The 18,740-nt window shown below is 73.4% G+C and carries 19 protein-coding genes; 10 read left to right on the forward strand and 9 right to left on the reverse strand.

Annotation, left to right across the window (positions count from 1 at the left end; all coding sequences use genetic code 11):
- Positions 1 to 14: 14 nt before the first annotated feature.
- Positions 15 to 761, reverse strand: coding sequence for a hypothetical protein (locus ACH34R_RS11110; RefSeq protein ID WP_397561270.1), 747 nt, complete (start codon positions 759 to 761; stop codon positions 15 to 17).
- Positions 758 to 1,333 carry a DUF4255 domain-containing protein gene (locus tag ACH34R_RS11115; protein WP_397561271.1) on the reverse strand — a complete coding sequence of 192 codons (576 nt, stop codon included), beginning with the start codon at positions 1,331 to 1,333 and terminating at the stop codon, positions 758 to 760. Before ACH34R_RS11115 ends, ACH34R_RS11110 begins: the two co-directional genes overlap by 4 nt.
- A 189-nt stretch (positions 1,334 to 1,522) precedes the next feature.
- Between ACH34R_RS11115 and ACH34R_RS11120 the strand changes: the two genes are divergently transcribed.
- The 3 genes from ACH34R_RS11120 to ACH34R_RS11130 all read left to right on the forward strand — a co-directional run bounded on the left by ACH34R_RS11120 (position 1,523) and on the right by ACH34R_RS11130 (position 4,301).
- Positions 1,523 to 1,756, forward strand: a complete 234-nt coding sequence (locus tag ACH34R_RS11120) for a hypothetical protein (RefSeq protein ID WP_397561272.1) — start codon at positions 1,523 to 1,525, stop codon at positions 1,754 to 1,756.
- Between the two features lie 122 nt (positions 1,757 to 1,878).
- On the forward strand, positions 1,879 to 2,580 hold the full coding sequence (locus ACH34R_RS11125) for a BTAD domain-containing putative transcriptional regulator (RefSeq protein WP_397561273.1): 702 nt from the start codon (positions 1,879 to 1,881) through the stop codon (positions 2,578 to 2,580).
- A 332-nt stretch (positions 2,581 to 2,912) separates the two neighbouring features.
- The gene (locus ACH34R_RS11130; protein WP_397561274.1) at positions 2,913 to 4,301 is read left to right on the forward strand and encodes an FAD-binding oxidoreductase; all 1,389 of its coding nucleotides are present in this window, start codon (positions 2,913 to 2,915) and stop codon (positions 4,299 to 4,301) included.
- A gap of 1 nt (position 4,302) precedes the next feature.
- On the opposite strand, the gene ACH34R_RS11135 is transcribed toward ACH34R_RS11130, so the two are convergent.
- Genes ACH34R_RS11135 through ACH34R_RS11145 form a run of 3 tightly spaced genes read right to left on the reverse strand, consistent with a single transcriptional unit; the run spans position 4,303 to position 5,594 of the window.
- Positions 4,303 to 4,500, reverse strand: a complete 198-nt coding sequence (locus ACH34R_RS11135) for a hypothetical protein (RefSeq protein ID WP_397561275.1) — start codon at positions 4,498 to 4,500, stop codon at positions 4,303 to 4,305.
- Between the two features lie 25 nt (positions 4,501 to 4,525).
- Positions 4,526 to 4,963, reverse strand: coding sequence for a MerR family transcriptional regulator (locus tag ACH34R_RS11140; RefSeq protein ID WP_397561276.1), 438 nt, complete (start codon positions 4,961 to 4,963; stop codon positions 4,526 to 4,528).
- A gap of 31 nt (positions 4,964 to 4,994) precedes the next feature.
- A complete protein-coding gene (locus ACH34R_RS11145; RefSeq protein WP_397561511.1) occupies positions 4,995 to 5,594 on the reverse strand; it encodes a TetR/AcrR family transcriptional regulator in 600 nt (199 codons plus the stop codon).
- A 93-nt stretch (positions 5,595 to 5,687) separates the two neighbouring features.
- Between ACH34R_RS11145 and ACH34R_RS11150 the strand changes: the two genes are divergently transcribed.
- Complete coding sequence (locus ACH34R_RS11150) at positions 5,688 to 6,674, forward strand: NADP-dependent oxidoreductase (protein ID WP_397561277.1); 987 nt, start codon at positions 5,688 to 5,690, stop codon at positions 6,672 to 6,674.
- Between the two features lie 118 nt (positions 6,675 to 6,792).
- Here the strand turns inward: ACH34R_RS11150 and ACH34R_RS11155 are convergent, their stop codons facing one another.
- Positions 6,793 to 7,632: an alpha/beta fold hydrolase gene (locus ACH34R_RS11155; protein WP_397561278.1), complete on the reverse strand. Its 840-nt coding sequence runs from the start codon at positions 7,630 to 7,632 to the stop codon at positions 6,793 to 6,795.
- Positions 7,633 to 7,928: 296 nt separating this feature from the next.
- Here ACH34R_RS11155 and ACH34R_RS11160 point away from each other — a divergent pair, with 296 nt between their 5' ends.
- Both ACH34R_RS11160 and ACH34R_RS11165 read left to right on the forward strand, forming a co-directional pair.
- The gene (locus ACH34R_RS11160) at positions 7,929 to 9,755 is read left to right on the forward strand and encodes an ABC transporter ATP-binding protein (protein ID WP_397561279.1); all 1,827 of its coding nucleotides are present in this window, start codon (positions 7,929 to 7,931) and stop codon (positions 9,753 to 9,755) included.
- A gap of 309 nt (positions 9,756 to 10,064) precedes the next feature.
- Positions 10,065 to 11,780 (forward strand): ABC transporter ATP-binding protein, encoded by a 1,716-nt coding sequence (locus ACH34R_RS11165; protein ID WP_397561280.1) that lies wholly within the window; start codon positions 10,065 to 10,067, stop codon positions 11,778 to 11,780.
- 209 nt (positions 11,781 to 11,989) lie between these two features.
- Here ACH34R_RS11165 and ACH34R_RS11170 read toward each other — a convergent pair whose 3' ends face one another.
- From ACH34R_RS11170 to ACH34R_RS11180, 3 genes are all read right to left on the reverse strand, one after another.
- Positions 11,990 to 12,676 (reverse strand): TetR/AcrR family transcriptional regulator, encoded by a 687-nt coding sequence (locus tag ACH34R_RS11170; RefSeq protein ID WP_397561281.1) that lies wholly within the window; start codon positions 12,674 to 12,676, stop codon positions 11,990 to 11,992.
- A gap of 147 nt (positions 12,677 to 12,823) precedes the next feature.
- A complete protein-coding gene (locus tag ACH34R_RS11175) occupies positions 12,824 to 13,489 on the reverse strand; it encodes a response regulator (protein WP_397561282.1) in 666 nt (221 codons plus the stop codon).
- Positions 13,486 to 14,337, reverse strand: coding sequence for a sensor histidine kinase (locus ACH34R_RS11180; RefSeq protein WP_397561283.1), 852 nt, complete (start codon positions 14,335 to 14,337; stop codon positions 13,486 to 13,488). The genes ACH34R_RS11175 and ACH34R_RS11180 overlap by 4 nt, the downstream gene beginning before the upstream one ends.
- A gap of 134 nt (positions 14,338 to 14,471) precedes the next feature.
- Here ACH34R_RS11180 and ACH34R_RS11185 point away from each other — a divergent pair, with 134 nt between their 5' ends.
- From ACH34R_RS11185 to ACH34R_RS11200, 4 genes are read left to right on the forward strand one after another with little or no spacing between them, the layout of a single operon-like run.
- Positions 14,472 to 15,197 carry an ABC transporter ATP-binding protein gene (locus ACH34R_RS11185; protein ID WP_397561284.1) on the forward strand — a complete coding sequence of 242 codons (726 nt, stop codon included), beginning with the start codon at positions 14,472 to 14,474 and terminating at the stop codon, positions 15,195 to 15,197.
- Positions 15,194 to 15,928, forward strand: coding sequence for an ABC transporter permease (locus ACH34R_RS11190; RefSeq protein ID WP_397561285.1), 735 nt, complete (start codon positions 15,194 to 15,196; stop codon positions 15,926 to 15,928). Before ACH34R_RS11185 ends, ACH34R_RS11190 begins: the two co-directional genes overlap by 4 nt.
- Complete coding sequence (locus tag ACH34R_RS11195; protein WP_397561286.1) at positions 15,925 to 16,632, forward strand: hypothetical protein; 708 nt, start codon at positions 15,925 to 15,927, stop codon at positions 16,630 to 16,632. Before ACH34R_RS11190 ends, ACH34R_RS11195 begins: the two co-directional genes overlap by 4 nt.
- A 33-nt stretch (positions 16,633 to 16,665) precedes the next feature.
- Entirely contained in the window at positions 16,666 to 18,738 is a 2,073-nt protein-coding gene (locus tag ACH34R_RS11200; RefSeq protein ID WP_397561287.1) for a DUF4132 domain-containing protein, read from the forward strand.
- The last annotated feature ends 2 nt before the right edge of the window (positions 18,739 to 18,740 follow it).

Genomic DNA, 18,740 nt, shown 5'->3' on the forward strand with positions numbered 1-18,740 from the left:
TGGCTCCTTCGCTCTCACTGCTCGCGCTGACGGTCCGGTCCGGCGACCTCGATCACGTGCCGGCGGTCGCGTCCGGCCGGCAGCCGGACGTCCAGCGACCCGGTGCGGCCCGGCCGCACCGTGGCCTGGAGGTGGAACACCTGCTCGGCGGGCGGCCCCGGCACCCGCTCGCCCTCCCACCGCAGGGCGAGGCGGAACGCGCCGCGCGGGTCGGTCAGGGTGCGCTCGTGCCAGGCGGCCAGGTCCGGCGTCGTCGTGCCGCGCGCCTCGACCAGCGCGTTCGCCACCGGAGCCCGGGTGCCCGCGTCGAGCACCACGCCGTACACCGTGCGGACGCCGGGCCCGTACGGGAACGCGACGCTCGGCAGCAGCCGGACCAGCCGGGGCTCGCTGAGCACCGTGGGGGGCCGGGTGTCGTCGTAGGGATGCGCGACGAACTCGACCCCGGCGAGCGCCGCGTCGAACGGCTCGCCGTCGGCCGGGTACAGCGCCTGGTACCCGACGGCCTCGAACCGCACCCGGTAGCGCTCCGGCCGGGCGTCCGCCCCGGCTCGCCTGCCCAGCTCCGGGTAGGCGATGGCGGCGCTCGGGGTGCGGATCGCCTGCGTGTCCTGCGGTTCCCAGACGTCGCGGCCCGGGTCGTACCGGTCCAGCCTGGTCGCCACGCCGACCGTCTGGACCCGCCGGGCGAAGTCGTCGAACGGCACGAACCACGCCGGGCTGTAGAGCACCGACGTCTCGACGGGATAGAAGCGGGTCATGGTAGCGGCGTCCCGTTGATCGTGCGGCTGCGCACCAGGTGCAGGTCCGCGACGTCCAGGGAGTCCAGGTTGACGACCCGCACCTCGTAGTTGAGGGACAGCCGGTACGGCTTCTGGATCGCGTACCAGATCCACGACTTCTGATCGAGCGTCAGCGGGGTCAGTGTGAACTGTAACGCGTCCGCCGTCGCCGCCAGGCTGCCGGTCAGCTCCTCGCCCACCCAGATCGCGTCGTCGTAGAAGACCTGGAGCGCGCGGCCGATCATCTGGTGCTGGGTCTCCTGGTTGCCGCCCCACGGCGTGATCAGGTACCGCAGCAGCAGCGCCATCGGCGGCTTGCGCGAGGTGGGCGCGGCCGGTGGCAGCGCGCGGACGTGCGGCCGGTTGCGCGACGTCGGGTCCTCGGCGATCTCGTACAGGAACACGGTGAGCTTCGCCTGGTCGACCTGCACCGGTTCGGACAGGTCGTTCAGCTCCGCCGTCACCGGGCCCGGCCGTACGTCCGCCAGGGCTCGCCGTAAGCGGTCCACGATGATCGTCGAAACGTCGGCGACCACCCCGAAGTCACCCATGCGCGTCCCCCTTGGCACGCCGGTTCAGGTGGCGTCGGCGTGTGTCCGAACAATGACAGGGGCCGCGTGGCGGTTCCGCCATCCGGCCGTCGCCGTGGCGTGACAGCGGCGTTTCGCGCGGAGGCCGTTGACGGGTTGGCACATGCGGCGGCGACGCGGCAGTGACAGGGGGGCGCGCATGCTGATTTCGTGGAGCCACCCTTTGCGCAGTCATCCGAGGAACGCGCCGGCAGCATGGTCCTGCGCGCGTGGCTGGAGGGCGGGCGGCCGGACTGCCTGCGGGTGCGCATCCTCTCCTCGATCGGGCCCGACCAGTCGCCCCCGCTCGCGGCGACCTCGCCCGAGGAGGTCCACGCCGCTGTGCAGAACTGGCTGGAACGGCTGCGGACCGGCCCCGATGACGTTCCGGTGACGCCTGGTTGACGGCACGGCGTCGGCGATTACCGTAACGTGCAACGCCGGGTTCGCGAAGTTCTCTATGGGGGCGAATCGATCGGTGCGGACGAAGCCTTGGGGGGCCGATGCGCACTGAAATATCGCAGGCCATGACCTTGCGACTGCTCAAGGGTTTCGTGTTGCTGGTGGGAGATCACCGGGTGGCGCTGTCGTCGAGCGCGCAGCGGCTGCTCGCCTTTCTCGCCTTACAGGACCGGCCGCGTACGCGCACGTACGTGGCCGGGACGCTCTGGCCGGAGGCGACGGCCTCGCGCGCCAACGCCAACCTGCGCTCGTCGCTGTGGCGCGCGCTGCGTACCGGGCACCGGGTCATCGAGGCGACCGCGCACGAGATGGCGCTGGCCACCAACATCAACGTGGACATCCACGACGCGGTGACGCGCGCCCACCGGCTGCTCGACAAGTCCAGCCGGTGCGATGACATCCTGGACCGGCGGACCCGCGACGACCTGTCCGCCGACCTGCTGCCCGAATGGTCGGACAACGAGTGGGTGCTGATCGAGCAGGAGCAGTACCACCAGCTCCGGCTGTACGCCCTGGAGGCCATGGCCCGCCGGCTCACCGCGGCCGGCCGCCACGGTGAGGCGGTCGCCGCCGCCCTGTCCGCGGTCCGCGCCGAACCCCTGCGCGAGAGCGCCCACCGCGTCCTCATCGACGCCCACCTCGCCGCGGGCAACCGCGCGGCGGCACAACGCCAGTACGAGCAGTGCCGCCGCATCCTCCTGGACGAACTCGGCCTGGAACCCTCCGACACCCTCCGGCACCTGGTACCGCACCCCACCACCCGCTGAACGGCTCCGGTGCGAATAGTCAGAAATCGGACAGTTAACGGACTGTCGAATGGCGGGCGAGTCCCTAGAAGATACGCATGACAGACAATTCGCCCAGCAGCCATGAGGAAATCTTGGACGCCTCCCTCCGCTGTCATGCCGCGTTGATCACGCTTGCTCCCCGCGACCTGTGACTTGAACCCGGCCTGAAGGCCGGCCGACACCCGCGCCCGGCGTGCTCCGGGCGATCTCAACGCACCCCCGCGCCGTCAGGGCCCCCATTACCTGTGGCCGCTTCCCGGCGAATGCCCGCATACCCCTCAGACGAACGACCCCCGAGGAGTGGTACGACCATGCAGAGCACGCCCGACGCGAAGACCGTCATGGACGCCATCGCCGCGCTCCGGGCCCGGATTCCCGGGGAACGGGTGCTGGTCGACGGGCCGGAGTACGCGACCGTGACGGCGTTGTGGAACGGGGCGGTCCGGTGGCGGCCCGCCGTGGTGGTCCGGTGTGCCGAGGTCACCGATGTGCAGGCGGGGGTCCGGGTGGCCCGCGAGCACGGACTGCCGCTGTCGGTGCGCGGGGCCGGGCACGACTGGGCCGGGCGGGCCCTCGCCGGCGGAGGGCTGACGCTGGATCTGACCGGCCTGCGCCAGGTCCGGATCGACGCGGAAGGGCGCCGCGCCCACATCGGCGGCGGCGCCACGGCGAACGACCTTCTCGGCGCGGCCGAGCCGTCCGGGCTGGTCGCCGCGTCCGGCACGATCGGCTCGGTCGGCATGGTCGGCCTGACCCTCGGCGGCGGCTACGGCCCGCTGGCCGGGCGGGCGGGCCTGGCCGCCGACAACCTGCTGGGCGCGGAGGTCGTACTGGCCGATGGCTCGCTGGTGCGGGTGGACGCCGAGAGCGAGCCGGACCTGCTGTGGGCGCTGCGCGGCGGTGGCGGCAACTTCGGCGTGGTGACCTCGGCCACGATCCGGCTGCACGAGGTGCCGTCCGTGGTGGCGGGCATGATCATCTATCCGTGGGCGCAGGCCGGGCAGGTGCTGGGCCTGCTCCGCGAACTCCTGCCGTCCACCCCGGACGAACTCACCGTGCAGACCGCCGTGGGCGCCGGGCCCGACGGCGCCCCCATGGTGATGTTGCTCCCCACCTGGAGCGGAGATCCGGCGCTCGCCGCGGCCGAGCGAGGGCCGTTGCGCGCGCTGACCCGGCTGGGCGACCCGCTGATGGCGCAGCTCGAAGCGGTGTCCCTGGCGGACCTCCTGGCCCAGCGGGACCAGATGTTCCCCGCCGGGCGGCACGTCGTCATCCGCACCCGCTCGGTACCCGGGCTGACCGCCCCGATCGCGGGCGTGATCACCGAGTACGGCGGCGCGCTGACCTCGCCGCTGTCCGCGTTCGGGCTGCACCACTTCCACGGCGCGGCGACCCGGGTGCCGGTCTCGGACACGGCCTTCCCGATCCGGGAGCCGCACCTGATGGCCGAAATCATCGCCGTCTGGCCCGCCGAGGACACCGACGGCGAGCGGCACCGGACGTGGGCCCGGTCCACCTCGGACGCCCTCGCCCCGCACGCCCTGCCCGGCGGTTACGTCAACCTGCTCGGCCCGGACGAGGAGGACCAGATCGCGCACGCCTACGGCGCCAACACCACCCGCCTGCTGGCCATCAAGTCCGCCGTCGATCCGGACGGCCTCTTCTCGGCGACCCCGCTGCCCGGCAGGATCGCGTTCTAGGTCAGCCGCCGCCGGAGCGTCCGCGCAGCGCGAAGAACGCCGCCACCAGACCGGCGACCACCACGATCGGGCCGATGATCGCCCAGGTGGTGTCGCCGGTCATCACGCTGCCGCCCACGACGCCGATGCCCTGAAGCGTCCACAGGCCGCCCAGCAGGATCAGGACGACGGCGGCGATGACGAGGATCCACGACTTCATCGTTCACCTCATTTCTCACTGAACATCAGACCACACAGTCGCCGGTTTGCAATACGTGGAAATCCTGAATGCCGGGCGCGGTCTCGGCAAGGCGGCGATAGGACGGGCATTGGGTGAAGTCGTCCGCCGTGCAGCGCATGAGGTGTTCGATCAGCGCCTTGGAGGCCGTGATCTCCGCGAGCCTGCGCTCCAGTTCGTCGTGGTGGCGTTGCAGGAGCGCGTGCCGTTCGGCCTGGCCGGAGACGGTGAGCACCTCGCGGATCTGCTCCAGGCTCATGCCGGCCGCCTTGGCGCGGATGATCGTCAGCACGCGGACGAGGTGGTCGGCGGTGTAGCGGCGGCGGCCGTTCACCCGGGCGGCGGGGGCCAGCAGGCCCATCGCCTCCCAGTGCCGCAGGACGTGCGGCGCGAGGCCGAACCGCTCCGCGAGTTCGCCGATCCGCATGATCTCGCTTGACTTCATGTTGACATTAACTTGCAGGCCCGCCCCCGCGTCAAGTGCCGGGCGTCAGCGTGGTGGGGGCGGGGACCGGGAGGGGATGCGCGGCCTGCGGGCGCAGCCCGTCGAAGACCAGGCCGAGGTAGCGCCGCCACAGGCCGGGGGCCGCGTCTCCGAGTGGTGACGTCGCCTGTGCCACGGCGTTGATCAGTAGCACGATGTCGTGCCCGGTGACGTCGTCGCGTACGGCGCCGGCGGCCACCGCGCGGGCCGTCAGCGCCTGGGCCGCCGCCACCAGCCGGTCGCTGGCCGCCCGAAGCCGTGCGTCCTGACGCTTCCGCAGGCTGACCGCCTGACAGAAGGACCGGTCGGCGGCCTGCGACTCGATGGTGTCCGCCATGAACGTCAGCAGCGCCCGCCCGGCGTCGGCGTGGTCCAAAAGCTCCTCGCCTCTGGCGGCCACCTGGTCGAGCCGGTGCTCGAAGATCGCCGTGAGCAGGTGCTCCTTGGAGGCGAAGTGCCGGAACACCGTGCCCTTGCCGATGCCCGCCCGCGCCGCGATCCGCGCGATCGACACCTCCATGCCGTGCTCGGCGAACTCGGCCGTGGCGGCCTCCAGCAGCAACCGCCTGTTCCGTGCCGCGTCGGCCCGCATCCCGTCCACAAGGGCACTCTACCCAACCGGACCGGCCGGTCATGTTACGCTCTGGCTAACCTGACCAAGCGGTCCGTTTATGGAGGTGGCTCGATGGGGACGATGCAGGCGCTGACCGCCCGGGAGTACGGCGGGGTCGAGGTCCTGGAACTGCGGGAGGTGCCGATCCCGCGACCCGGGCCCGGCCAGATCCAGGTGCGGATCGCGGCGGCGGCGCTCAACCCGGCCGACCTCCGGCTGGCCAGCGGGGTGTTCGGGCAAGCGGCCCCGCTCACCTTCCCGCACGTTCTCGGCAACGACTTCGCCGGGACGGTCACCGCCGTCGGCGCGGGCGGCGGCCCGTACGCGGTGGGCGACGAGGTCTTCGGCATGGGCCTGCCGATGGCGGCCAGGGGCCTGGCCGGGCCGCTGTCCTCGCCGCCCCCGCTCGCCACAGGCACGATGGCGGAGTACGCGGTCTTCGACGCGGGCGCGCCCGCGCACGCCCTGCGGCCCGCCGGGCTGTCCGCCGAGCGCGCGGCGAGCCTGCCCACCGCCGCCCTGACCGCGCTGCCCCTGCTGCGTGCCGCGAGCCTCGCCGAGGGCACGAAGGCGCTGGTCATCGGGGCGGCGGGCGGAGTCGGCAGCGCGGTGGTGCCGCTGCTGGCGGCGCGCGGCGTCCACGTCGTGGCCACCGCCCTGCCCGAGGACGAGGAGTACGTACGCGGGCTCGGCGCGGCCGAAGTGATCGACTACCGGGCCGCCGACACGGCCGCGGAAACCCGCCGCCGCCATCCCGGGGGCGTGGACGCCCTGGTCAACCTGGTGCTGCCGGGGACGTCGCTGCCCGCCATGGCCGGGCTCGTCCGTCCCGGCGGGCGCGTGCTGAACATCGCCTTCCCCAGCCCCGGCCCCGGGTCCGGCATCGAGACCGTCTACATGACGGCGCGTCCCGGCGAGCTGGAGGAGGTGGCGGCGCTGACGGTGAAGGGCGTCCTGCCGGACGGCGTGACCCGGCGCTACCCCCGCGACCAGGCCGTACACGCCTACACCGACCTGGAGCACGGGCACGTCACCGGCAAACTGGTGATCACCTGGTGAAGCGGAGCGCGGCCCCGCGCACGATCGCCTGCCAGGTACGTTCGTGCGCGGGGGGCGCGTTCCGCGCGTGCCGCCGGGTGTGGGAGCGGCACGCGCATCGGCCGCCGGGGTCTCCGGCTCAGCCGATGCCGGCGACGATGCGGGCGACCTCGCCGGGCATCGACAGGAACGGGGAGTGCGAGGCGTCGAGCGCGGCCGTGGCGGTCGGGTTGCCAGGGAAGGCGGCGTCCGCCTCGGCGATGAACCTCGCCTGGAGGGCGGGCCGGACGGCCATGTCACGCGCGCACTTGATGTAGGTGCGGGGCACCGACCCCCAGCCGCGGCGGGTCAGGGTGGTGGTCTCCATGCCGATCCCGACCGGGCTGTCCGGGGTCAGCATCCCGAGCGCGGCCTCGGCGGTGACCGGGTCGACGTCCGCGCAGAACGCCTCGCGGAGCAGATCCCGGTAGGCCGGGTCGCCGGACAGGACGTCGAGCCGCAGCACGCCGGTCGCGCCCGGGTCGCCGAGCAGCGCCGCCGGGACGAGATTGCCGTCGCTCTCCGGCATCCGCGTGTACTCAAGTGCCGGGACGCCCGACGCGGGCATGTACGCGGTCAGGTACACCGCGTGGGCCACCAGCCGGGGCGCCTGCTCGGCGGCCCGGGTGAGCACCGCGCCGCCCATGCTGTGCGCCACGACGGTCACCGGCCTGCCCCGGCCGAGCCGTTCGATCTGGGCCACCAGCAGGTCACCGGCCTGGTCGAGGCCGATCCCGGCCATCGGGGAGACCTCTTCGGCGAAGTCCTGCGGCACGAAGGGGCGCTTGGTGATCGACCTGGGCCACTGGGCGCGCAACCCGTGGCCCGCCATGTCCACGGCCAGGGTCGTACGCCCGGTATGCGTCAGGTGCGCCTGTACCTCGCTCCAGCACCAGGAACCGTGCCAGAAACCGGGCAGAAAAAGTATCGGGGTGGACATGGTCGACTCCTTCGGTAAAGGTGGACCGGCCGAGTGGCGTGCGTCCCGGCCGGTCCCCCTTATTAAAAGGACCGTACTGCCCGGCGTTACCGGCCAAGTCGCAAATAGAGTGACAACCCCAGTGACTTTGCTCACGATCGGCCGCCCTTTTCGATAAGCCCGGGAAAAGGCCGTTCCGATAATCAGAATTCCGCCTTTTACGAAGGGTGCCGGCCGCCCTGGGGAGTGCTGGCCGTGCCGGCCCCGGCCGAGGTAGGGTAATAATCGTACGCGTACGAAACCTAGATGGGAGGGCTATGAGCGCGATCGACTCCGCGGAGGCGGCGGTGCCGCGCACGCCGTCGCCGGACGCCGGTCCCGCGGCCGGGCAGAGCATGGCGAGACTGCTGCGCCCGCACGCCCGGAGCTTCGCCGCCGTCGTGGTCTTGCAGGTCATCGGCGCCATCGCGGGGCTTTTGCCGCTGCTCGCCGTGGTCGAGCTGGGCCGCGCCCTGCTGTCGCCCGGCCCGGCCGACACCGGCCGGGTCTGGGCCGCGGTGATCGTGGGCGCGGCCGGCCTGCTGGTGCGGCTGGTGTTCACCGCCGCGTCGTCCGGGATCGGGCACCTGGTGGACGGCCAGGTCCAGCTCACCTTCCGCAGGCACCTGGCCGCGCGGCTGGGCCGGGTGCCGATCGGCTGGCTGTCTCGCCGCCGGACCGGCGAGCTGGCCAAGGTGGTGGGCGAGGACGTGAGCGCGGTCCACCCGTTCATCGCGCACGCCCCCGGCGAGCTGGTCTCCGCGTTCGTGGTCCCGCTGGTCTCGCTGGTCTACCTGCTGTCCATCGACTGGCGGCTCACGCTGATCACGCTGATCCCGGTGGCGCTGGCCATCGCGCACGTCCCGCTGCTGATGCTGCCCGCCCGGGCGCGCGAGCAGGAGGAGTTCGACGCGGCGATGGGCCGTATCGCCGACTCCGTCGTGGAGTTCGTGCAGGGGATCGCGGTGGTCAAGGCGTTCGGCGGCGGTGAGCGCGCCCACCGCGCCTTCCGCGCCGCCGCCGACGACTTCGTGGCCGTCTTCTCCCGCTGGGTGCGCGGCATGTCGCTGGTCGCCGCCGGGATGCAGCTCGCGCTGTCCCCGCCGTTCGTGCTGCTGGTCGTGCTGATCGGCGGTACCGCGCTGATCTCCGGCGGCGGCCTGGCCCCGGCCGACCTGCTGCCCTTCCTGCTGCTCGGGCTGGGGCTCACCGCCCCGGTGGCCGCGCTCGGGCACGGCTTCGACGACCTCCAGGCCGCCCGCCGCGCCGTCGGCCGGATCAAGGAGGTGAGCGAGGTGCCGCCGCTGCCCGAGCCCGCCGTCCCGGCCGTCCCGCACGGGCACCGGGTGGAGTTCCAGGGGGTCCGGTTCGGCTACGACGACGACCGCGAGGTGCTGCGCGGGATCGACCTGGCGCTCGAACCGGGCACCGTCACCGCGCTCGTCGGCCCGTCGGGGAGCGGCAAGTCCAGCCTGGTCCGGCTGCTGCCACGGTTCTTCGACCCGAGCGGCGGCTCGGTCCGCATCGGCGGGGTGGACCTGCGCGACCTGCCCACCCGGGACCTGTACCGGATGGTCTCCTTCGTCTTCCAGGACGTCCGGCTGCTGCGCGCGTCGGTCACCGACAACATCGCGCTGGCCGTACCGGACGCCGCCCCCGAGGATGTGGTCCGCGCCGCGCGCCAGGCGGGCGTCCATGACCGCGTCCTCGCCCTGCCGCGCGGCTACGACACGGTGATCGGCGAGGAGGCCGCGCTGTCCGGCGGCGAGGCGCAGCGGATCGCCCTGGCCCGCGCGCTGCTGGCCGACACGCCCGTCCTGGTCCTGGACGAGGCGACGTCCTTCGCCGACCCGCAGACCGAGCACGCGATCCGCCGCGCCCTCGCCGCGCCCGCGGGCGACCGGACGATCCTGGTCATCGCGCACCGCCTGGAGACGGTCGCCGACGCCGACACCGTCGTCCTGCTCGACGATGGCGTCATCGCCGAGCAGGGCCCCCCGGCCGAACTGCTCGCCACGAACGGAAAGTTCGCCGCCTTCTGGCGGTCCCACCGATCGGCCATCGCCGATCCGGCCGGCCCACCACAAGGAGGTCAGCCCCGATGACCCGCACCCTGCTGTCGCATGGTGGGCCGGGGGTATGCCCGCCCGATACGCCGCGCCATCGCCCTGCTGAGCGCTGTCAGGCCGCGAGGAGGTCAGGTCTGATGATCCGGCCTCTGTTGTGTGTGGTGGGCCGGGGGTACGCCGGGCCGATACGCCGCGCCATCGCCCTGCTGAGCGCTGTCAGGCCGCGAGGAGGTCAGGTCTGATGATCCGCGTTCTGTTGTGTGTGGTGGGCCGGGGGTTCGGTCGGCCGATGTGTCGCGCCGTCGCCTTGGTGGGCGCTGTCAGGCCGCGAGGAGGTCAGGCCCGGTGATCCGGACTCTGTTGCGTGTGGTGGGCCGGGAGTACGCCCGGCCGATGCGCCGCACCATTGCCCTGATGACCGCCACCGCGGTCGTCGAAGGGCTGCTCTACGCCCTGCTGGTGCCGGTGCTGCGGGCGCTGTTCGGCGGTAACCCCGCCGACGCCCGGCCCTGGCTGGTCGCCTTCGGGGGCGCGGTGGCGGCCTACGCCGTGCTGCGCTACTTCAGCGACCTGTCCGGCATGCGCGTCGGCACCACGATGCTGCGCGGCATGTACCACCGCCTCGGCGACCACCTGGCCAGGCTGCCCATCGGCTGGTACGACGCCGCCCGCGTCGGCGAGGTGTCCGTGATGGCCGGGCGCGGCCTGCTCCAGGCCATGGGCGTGGCCGCGCACCTGCTCGCCCCCTTCATCGCCGCCCTGGTCACGCCACTGACCATCGTCGCGGTGATGCTCGCGTTCGACTGGCGGATGGGGCTGGCCGCGCTGGCCGCCGCCCCCGTCGTGGCCGTGACCAGCGCCTGGACCGCGCGTGCGATGGCCGCCACCGACGCCGAACGCCACGAGCGCGACCACCAGGCGGGCGCCCGCGTCATCGAGTACCTCCAGGCCCAGCCGATCCTGCGGGCCGGGGGGCGCACCGCCGAGCGCTTCGGCCTGCTCGACGACGCGCTGCGGCAGGTCCAGCGGGCCTCCCGGCGTACCGCGCTGGCCGCGCTGCCCGGCGCGATCGGCCTGACCCTCACGGTGCAGGCGATGTTCACCGCGCTGCTGGTCCTCGGCGCCTACCTCGCCCTGGGCGGGGGCATCGGCGCCGCCGAGGTGCTGGCCATCCTGGTCCTGGCGGCCCGCTGCGCCGACCCGCTGCTGTCGCTGGCCGACATCGGCGGCAAACTGCGCGGCGCCCGCAGCGAGATCGACCGGCTGGACGCGGTACTGCGCACCGAGCCGCTGCCGCAGCCCGCCGAACCGCGCGAGCCGCGCGGGCACGGGCTGGAGTTCGACGCCGTGACCTTCCGGCACGGCGACCGTACGGTCCTTTCCGGCCTGTCCCTGTCGGTTCCCGAGGGACGGCGGGTCGCCGTCGTCGGGCCGTCCGGCGCGGGCAAGAGCACTCTGCTCCAACTGGTCGCGCGGTTCTACGACGTGGACGAGGGCGCGGTACGCGTCGGCGGCGCGGACGTCCGCGCGATCGGCACCGAGACGCTGATGTCCCGGATCGCCGTCGTCTTCCAGGACGTCTACCTCTTCGCGGGCACGATCGAGGACAACGTACGCCTCGGCCGCCCGGACGCCACCGACGCCGAAGTCCACGCGGCGGCGACCGCGGCCCGGCTGGACGAGGTGGTCGAGCGGCTGCCCGGCGGCTGGCACGCCGACGTCGGCGAGGGCGGCGCGCTGCTGTCCGGTGGCGAGCGCCAGCGGGTCTCCATCGCGCGGGCGCTGCTGAAGGACGCGCCGATCGTCCTGCTGGACGAGGTGACCTCGGCCCTCGACCCGATCAACGAGGCCGCCGTCCACCAGGGCATCGAACGCCTGATGGCGGGCCGCACGGTGGTGATGGTGGCGCACCGGCTGCGTACCGTGCAGCGTGCCGACCACATCGCCTTCCTTGAGGACGGCCGGATCGCCGAGCAGGGCGACCACGCCGAACTCCTCCGCCGCGGCGGCCGGTACGCCGACTTCTGGAACGCCTCCCTGGCCCCGGCCACACGGCAGTGAGCCCTCGGCCCCTGCCTCCGGCGATGCGCGGGCGGGCCGGGTCGCGGCCTCTGGACGTCCGGCCTTCGTGCGCGCCGATGAGCGGGGTGCCGTCCCCCGGCCCCTGCCTCCGGCGATGCGCGGGCGGGCCGGGACACTGGCTCCGGCCGGCCGCGAAGGCGCCGGTCACGGCCTTCGGCCGCCTGCCTCCGGCTCCGGCGAGGCGCGGGTCAGCGGCCTCCGGGGGCGTCGGTGGAGCGGAGGAGGCCGTCGATGATGGCGGTCAGGGCCTGGCGGTGGGTGTCGCGGGCGTTCAGTTCGGACCAGCGGCCGGCGACCCTGGCCAGGTGCGGGTGGGTGCCGCTCTCCACCCCGGCGATGACCTTGTTCTCAGGGCTCGATCCGGCGGCCCGGGCGCGGCGGCGTTCGCCGTTCACGCGGATGATCAGGTCGCCGACGATGTAGAACCAGATCGTGCGGTAGATGTAGACGGCCTGCTCGGGGGTGTGGCCGTAGTCGATGGCCGCGCCGATCATCTCATCGACGAACCACAGCGCCGAGGGGGCGGTGAAGTCGTCGCCGGTCAGCACCTCGACGATCCACACCCGCTCGGCGAGCAGTTCGTACAGCGTGGTCGCCACCGCCACGAGCCGGTCGCGCGGTTCGTCGGGGAACTCCGGGCGCGGAATGCGCCGGGCCTGCGCCTCCATCAGAAGCAGCAGCAACTCGTCCTTGTCGCGTACGTGGTAGTACAGCGCCATCGGCGCGCTGCCCAGCTCGCTCGCCAGCCGGCGCATCGACAGCTTCTCCGGGCCCTCGGACCGCAGGACGCGCTCCGCCGCGGCGATGATCGCCTCCAGGGACAGGCGCGGCGGCCGGCCGGCACCCTTCGCCTTGGGCGGCCCTGCTGCGGGCATCTCTTTTCCTCCACGACCGTCGATTGCCGGGAAAATCGCCAAGTCCCGAAAGCCCAAGTTTAGCAAAGGCCGGATTAACGCTTCCACGGTGGAATGAAATGCGCCGGAAACGACGGCGAATGGGATCGGGAAATGCGCCGGGACGGTTCAGCGGGCCGGGCGGACGAGGTCGTTCTCGTAGGCGGCGATGACGAGGTGGACGCGGTCGCGCGCCCGGAGTTTGCTCAGCAGGTTGCCGACGTGCGTCTTCACGGTCTTGATCGAGATGGTCAGGCTCGCCGCGATCTCGTCGTTGGACAGGCCGCGCCCGATCAGGGCCAGGACTTCGGTCTCCCGCTCGGTCAGCGCGGCCAGGCCGCCCGGCCGCTCGCCGGTGGGCCGGGCGAGGTACGCCTCGATGAGACGGGTGAGGACGCTCGGCGCGAACAGCGACTCGCCCCGGTGGACCCGGCGGATCGCGTCGAGCAACTGGGCGGGGTGGGAGTCCTTGAGCAGGAAGCCGCTCGCGCCCGCCTGGAGGGCCGTACGCACGTACTCGTCCAGCTCGAACATCGTCAGCACGATGACCTTCACCGATCCGGCGCGGGCGTCCGCCGTGATGCGGCGAGTGGCGGCGATGCCGTCGGTGTCCGGCATCCGGATGTCCATCAGCACCACGTCGGGACGCCGCTCGGCGCAGAGCCGGACGGCCTCCTCCCCGGTGCCCGCCTCGCCGACCACGCTCATGCCGTCGTCGGCGTCGATGACCGCCGCCAGGCTGTGCCGCAGCAACGGCTGGTCGTCGGCGACGAGGACGCGGATACCGCTTGTCATGGCCGGGCCTCGGGGACGCGGGCGGTCACGCGGAACCCGTTGCCCGCCTGCTCGGCGTGGAAGGTCCCGCCCAGCGCGGTGAGGCGTTCGCGCAGCCCGGCGATCCCGTGACCGGCCCCCGGGTGCGGGGTCCACCCGGGCACGGGCCCGTCGTCGTGGACGCTGGTGACGATCCAGTCGCCGTCGCGGCGGACGTACACGCTCGCGCCGGTGGGCCCGGCGTGCCTGGCGGTGTTGGTGAGGGCCTCGCGCACCACGAAGCAGATCGCGAGCTGCGCGCCGGGGCTGACGTCGGCCACGTCGTCGAGCCGGAGCGTGACGGCCGGGCCCGCGCGCTCGGCGTCCTCGATGATGGCGGGCAGGTCGTCCAGGGTCTCGGCGGGCCGCAGCGGCACCGCGGGCTCGGCGGGCTCGCGCAGCACGTTGAGCATCCGGCGCAGCTCGGTCGTGGTCTGCCGGCTGATCCGCTCGACGTCCGACAGCGCGGCGGCCCGGTCGCCCGTGCCGCCGAGGTGGCGGGCGGCGCTCGCCCGGACGGTGATCAGGCCGAGGCCGTGGGACACGATGTCGTGCAGCTCGCGGGCGATGCGCAGCCGTTCGGCCTGCGCCGCGCGCTCCCCGGCCCAGGCGGTCAGCCGCGCCTCGTACGCGATCCGCTGCCGCCGCGCCCGCAGCACCGCCAACGCGGTGGTCAGCACCGCCAGCGCCACCACGACCATTGGGACGACGATCGCCGCGCCGCTTTCCCGGCCGACCGCGAGCAGCGCGAACAACAGCACGAGGTGGACGGCGACGGCCGTCGGCCAGACCGGCCGCCTGCGCCTCGGAACCGCCTGGTCGCCCCCCACCCGTGCGATTCTATGGACCGCCTTCCGGCAGCGCATCGGCCCTGGGTCCGAGGGACCTGGGTCTGAGCCGCGTGGCCCAGGTACCGCCCGCGGCCCGATGCGCGGGCGGTCGCGTACCCGGTTCGCTTGGGCGCATGGTGACCATCGACGGCCTCGTCAAGCGGCGCGGCGGCAGAGAGATCCTGAGCGGCATCGGCTTTTCGGCCCGCCCCGGGCGGGTGACCGGGTTCCTCGGCCCGAACGGCGCGGGCAAGAGTTCCACGCTGCGCGTCCTGCTGGGCCTGGACCGGGCGACCGCCGGCACGGCGCTCATCGACGGCCTCCCGTACGCCCGGCTGCGCGACCCCCTCGGCACGGTCGGGGCGGTGCTGGACGGCTCCGGCGCGCACCGGGCGCGGACCGGCCGGGCGCACCTGCGCTGGGTGGCCCGCTCCGCCGGACTGCCCCGGGCCCGCGTCGACGAGGTGCTGGAACTCGTCGGCCTGACGCACGCCGCGGGCAAGCGCGTCGGCACGTACTCGCTGGGCATGGGGCGGCGGCTGGCGATGGCGACGGCGCTGCTCGGGGACCCGGCGGTGCTGATCCTGGACGAGCCGGTGAACGGGCTGGACCCGGAGGGCATCCGGTGGATCAGGACCTTGCTGCGCGAGCGCGCGGCGGCCGGCCGTACCGTACTGCTGTCCAGCCACCTGATGGGCGAACTCGCCGAGACGGTGGACGACGTGGTGGTCATCGACGCGGGCCGGATCGTCGCGGACGGCACGCTCGGCGAGGTCACCGGCGCGCACCGCACCCTTGAGGACGCGTTCTTCGCCCTCACCGGCGGCGGTTCCCGGCTCACCGGCGGCGGGGCCCGATGAGGGCGCTCGCGGCCGAGCTGGCCAAGCTCGCCTCGCTGCCCGCGGCGTGGGTCGCCGCGGCGACCGGGGTGCTGGTGCCGAGCGCGGTCGCGGCGATGACCGCCCGTGGCGGGCCGGTGCCGGGCGGGGAGGACATCGGCTACCAGGAGCTGGCGTTCGGCGTGCTGGGGGCGATCGTGCTCGGCGTCGTCGCCATCAGCAGCGAGTACGTCACCGAGAGCGCGGAGTCCGGCGGCGGGCGGCAGATCACCACCAGCCTGACCGCCGTCCCCTCCCGGACGCGGTTCCTGCTCGCCAAGATGGGCGCGGTCGCGATCGGCGGCGCGCTGCTCGCGGTCGTCGCGGCAGCGGCCACCATGGGCGTCGTCCAGGCGGGGGCGCAGACCCCGCCGCTGGGCGCGGACGACGTCCCGCGCCTGGCCGGCGTGGTCTGCTACTGGGCGCTCACCGCGCTGCTCGCCTTCGGGGTGACGGTGCTCACCCGGCACGGGGTCATCCCCGTCGCCCTGTTCATCGTGAACACCTCGGTCGTCAGCGTCACCTACCTGCTCACCAAGATCACCCCACTGGCGAACTACCTGCCGGACACGGCGGGCGTCCGCATGTTCATCCGTCACCTCGCGGACAACGACGTCGAGATCGCCCCGCTGACCGCCGGGCTGGTGATGACCGCATGGGTGGCCGCGCTGCTGGCGGTCGCCACCGTGGTGTTCACCTGGAGGGACGCGTGACGGCGGCCCGCGCCCTCGCGGCGGAACTGTCCAAGCTCCTCTCGCTGCCGGCGACCTGGCTCACCATCGCGGGCACCCTGGCCGCGAACCTGGTCCTCGCGGTGGCGTTCGCGCAGGCCGCGCTGCGGGGCACGGCCGCCACGCGGGACGTGGTGGACGTCGGGCTGGCCTCGATCGGCTACGCCCAGGCCGGGTTCGTGGTGCTGGGGGTGCTGGCCGCCTGCTCGGAGTACGTCGGCGGGCAGGTCCGTACCACGCTGGCCGCGATGCCGCACCGTGCCCGCCAGCTCGCCGCCAAGCACCTGGCGACGGCGATCGTCACGCTGCCCGCCGCCGCGCTCACGGCGGTCTCCGGGGTCGCGCTCACCGCCCTCGTACTCGGCGACACGCCCGCGACCTTCGGTCCCATCCTGGGCGTGACCGGATATCTCCTGCTCACCACGTTGATCGGCGTGGCCGCCGGAGCCCTGGCCCGGCGGACCCTCGTGGCGGTCGCCGTCCTGCTGGGGTACTTCTTCGTCGCCGGGCCGCTGCTGCGCGACAATCTCGACCTGGCGAAGTACCTGCCGGACACGGCTGGAGCGGCCATGTGGTTCCCGGCGCGCGGCGCGCTGACCCCGGCGCAGGGCGCGCTGGTGCTCACCGCCTGGACCGCCGCCCTCATCGCCGTCGCCCTGGCCGGGCACCATCGTCGGGACGCCTGAGTTCTGTCGGTGATCGCTGGTTGGATGCCCGGTATGGAGTTCTCCCCCCTCGCCCGGCGGCTGCTCGCCCTGATCACCGGCACCGCCGACGACGCTTCGTACTGGCCCCACGTCTCACAGTTGACCGTCGGGCTGGGCACGCCGGTCGGCGGCGGTGACGGCGACTCGTGGCCGCCGCGTTTCGAGATCGACGAGCGGATGCGGCAGCGGGTGGTGGAGCCGGCCCGCGAGCTGATCGGGTTCCTGCTGCCTGCGGACCGCGAGCCACCGCACGGGCGCTTCTGCGTGCTGGTGGCGGCGGGGCTGGCGGGCATGGACACCGAGGTGCGCGCCATGCTGGCCGAACGCTACGGGCCGATCGCGCTCGCCGAGATCGACCTGCTGCTCGGCTGGGACGTCGAGCGCCGGGCGCTGTTCGTCGTGCCCCGGCCGGACGGCCACCCGTCCGGCGTGGCCGAATGGCTCGCCGGCCTGCCCGGCTATCCGGCCTTCGCCCACGCGGCCCTGGAGAGCGCCGTGGCCCGTGTCGAGGCTCTCCACGCGGGCGAGACCCCCTACCGGGCGGAGGAGGCGTTCGACCGCGCGGAGACGAGCGTCCTGGGCCGGGCGGTACGGCTGGCGCTGTTCCGCGACGACGACCGGCTGCCCGGCCTGCTCGACCCGCTGGTGCGCGGGATCGCGGTGGCCCCCACCCAGGCCAGGACCCTGCCCTCGCAGCGGCTGCTGTTCGAGATCGCCCGCGTGGCGGAGGCGCACCCCACGCCTGAGGTGATCTCCGCGCTGCGCGCGGCCGGCCGGATCACCCGGCACGGCGGGGTGCCGGGCCAGCTCGATCGCAGCCTCAAGCGGATCGAGGCCGCGCTGGCCAACCGGCTGGAGGTGGCGTTCCGGGTGCCCGACGGGCGGGTACGGCAGGCCGTCGGCGACCACACGGCGGTGATCTCCACCGATGGCGAGGTCGAGCTGTCGTGGTGGCAGGGCGACAAGCGGCTGCGGTCCGTGCCCGCGGCGGTCAGACGTGAGCATCCCGACGAGGTCAAGCGGCTGCGCGAGCTGGTCAGGCAGACCAGGCAGCAGCAGGCGACCCTGGCCAGGGCGCTGGAGGCCGGGATCGGCGGGGAGACCGATCCGCCCTATCGGCGGCTGGCCGGGCGGCCGGTCGCCGACCGGCTGATCTGGGAGTTCGAGGTCTCGCCCGGCGTGTGGCGGGCCGAGCTGGGGATGGGTGTGCCGGACGCGCGGGTGCGGCTGTGGCACCCGGCCCGCGCGACAGTGGAGGAGGTGCGCGCCTGGCGGGAGGTCGTCCAGGACAAGGAGCTGCGCCAGCCGTTCAAGCAGGCGTTCCGCGAGGTCTACCTGCTCACCCCGGCCGAGGAGGCGGCGGGGGTGGGGTCGGCCCGGTTCGACGGGCACGTCCTGCGCTACCGCACCCTGCGCGCGCTGTTCAAGGAGCGGGGCTGGGCGGCCGAGTTCCAGGGGCACTGGGAGACCGACGGGCACGCCCGGCGGGTGATGGCGGGCGGAGGCTGGCGGGTGGCCCTCTCCCACGGCCTCTACGACGAGGAGCACGCGGTCACCGGCCTGGTCCAGTTCGAGCGGCGCACCGAGGACGGGTGGCGGCCGGTGTCGTTGACGGAGGTGCCGCCGCTGGTGTTCAGCGAGGCCATGCGCGATGTCGATCTGTTCGTGGCGGTGGCCTCGATCGCGGTCGATCCCCGGTTCGCCGAGGCGGGGCCCGACGCGCTGCGCGACACCTGGCGGTCCGGGGCGTTCGGGGCGCTGCCGCCGTCCGCCGAGGTGCGCAGGGACGCGCTGGCCCGGCTGATCGGGCGCACCGCCATCGCCGGGCGCTGCACGATGACCGACCGCTTCCTGGTGGTACGCGGTGACCTGCGCACGTACAAGATCCACCTCGGTTCGGCCAACGTCCTGATGGAGCCCAACGACGCCTACCTGTGCATCGTCACCGGGCGCGAACCCGGCACCCGGCTGTTCCTGCCGTTCGAGGAGGACGGCCAGTTGGCGCTCATCCTCAGCAAGGCGTTCCTGCTGGCCGACGACACCGCCATCACCGACCCCTCCATCACCCACCAGATCAGGGGGTGAGC

It is taken from the genome of Spongiactinospora sp. 9N601 (assembly GCF_044326295.1).
Lineage (GTDB): Bacteria > Actinomycetota > Actinomycetes > Streptosporangiales > Streptosporangiaceae > Spongiactinospora > Spongiactinospora gelatinilytica.

What these genes read in the sequence shown, in the direction of transcription:
- ACH34R_RS11160 (WP_397561279.1), top strand. Translation starts at nt 7,929, where the DNA reads ATGAGCGCGATCGACTCCGCGGAGGCGGCGGTGCCGCGCACGCCGTCG.
- ACH34R_RS11200 (WP_397561287.1), top strand. Translation starts at nt 16,666, where the DNA reads ATGGAGTTCTCCCCCCTCGCCCGGCGGCTGCTCGCCCTGATCACCGGC.
- ACH34R_RS11135 (WP_397561275.1), bottom strand. Translation starts at nt 4,500, where the DNA reads ATGAAGTCGTGGATCCTCGTCATCGCCGCCGTCGTCCTGATCCTGCTG.
- ACH34R_RS11170 (WP_397561281.1), bottom strand. Translation starts at nt 12,676, where the DNA reads ATGCCCGCAGCAGGGCCGCCCAAGGCGAAGGGTGCCGGCCGGCCGCCG.
- ACH34R_RS11140 (WP_397561276.1), bottom strand. Translation starts at nt 4,963, where the DNA reads ATGAAGTCAAGCGAGATCATGCGGATCGGCGAACTCGCGGAGCGGTTC.
- ACH34R_RS11185 (WP_397561284.1), top strand. Translation starts at nt 14,472, where the DNA reads ATGGTGACCATCGACGGCCTCGTCAAGCGGCGCGGCGGCAGAGAGATC.
- ACH34R_RS11155 (WP_397561278.1), bottom strand. Translation starts at nt 7,632, where the DNA reads ATGTCCACCCCGATACTTTTTCTGCCCGGTTTCTGGCACGGTTCCTGG.
- ACH34R_RS11130 (WP_397561274.1), top strand. Translation starts at nt 2,913, where the DNA reads ATGCAGAGCACGCCCGACGCGAAGACCGTCATGGACGCCATCGCCGCG.
- ACH34R_RS11125 (WP_397561273.1), top strand. Translation starts at nt 1,879, where the DNA reads ATGACCTTGCGACTGCTCAAGGGTTTCGTGTTGCTGGTGGGAGATCAC.
- ACH34R_RS11175 (WP_397561282.1), bottom strand. Translation starts at nt 13,489, where the DNA reads ATGACAAGCGGTATCCGCGTCCTCGTCGCCGACGACCAGCCGTTGCTG.
- ACH34R_RS11150 (WP_397561277.1), top strand. Translation starts at nt 5,688, where the DNA reads ATGGGGACGATGCAGGCGCTGACCGCCCGGGAGTACGGCGGGGTCGAG.
- ACH34R_RS11110 (WP_397561270.1), bottom strand. Translation starts at nt 761, where the DNA reads ATGACCCGCTTCTATCCCGTCGAGACGTCGGTGCTCTACAGCCCGGCG.
- ACH34R_RS11145 (WP_397561511.1), bottom strand. Translation starts at nt 5,594, where the DNA reads ATGCGGGCCGACGCGGCACGGAACAGGCGGTTGCTGCTGGAGGCCGCC.
- ACH34R_RS11190 (WP_397561285.1), top strand. Translation starts at nt 15,194, where the DNA reads ATGAGGGCGCTCGCGGCCGAGCTGGCCAAGCTCGCCTCGCTGCCCGCG.
- ACH34R_RS11115 (WP_397561271.1), bottom strand. Translation starts at nt 1,333, where the DNA reads ATGGGTGACTTCGGGGTGGTCGCCGACGTTTCGACGATCATCGTGGAC.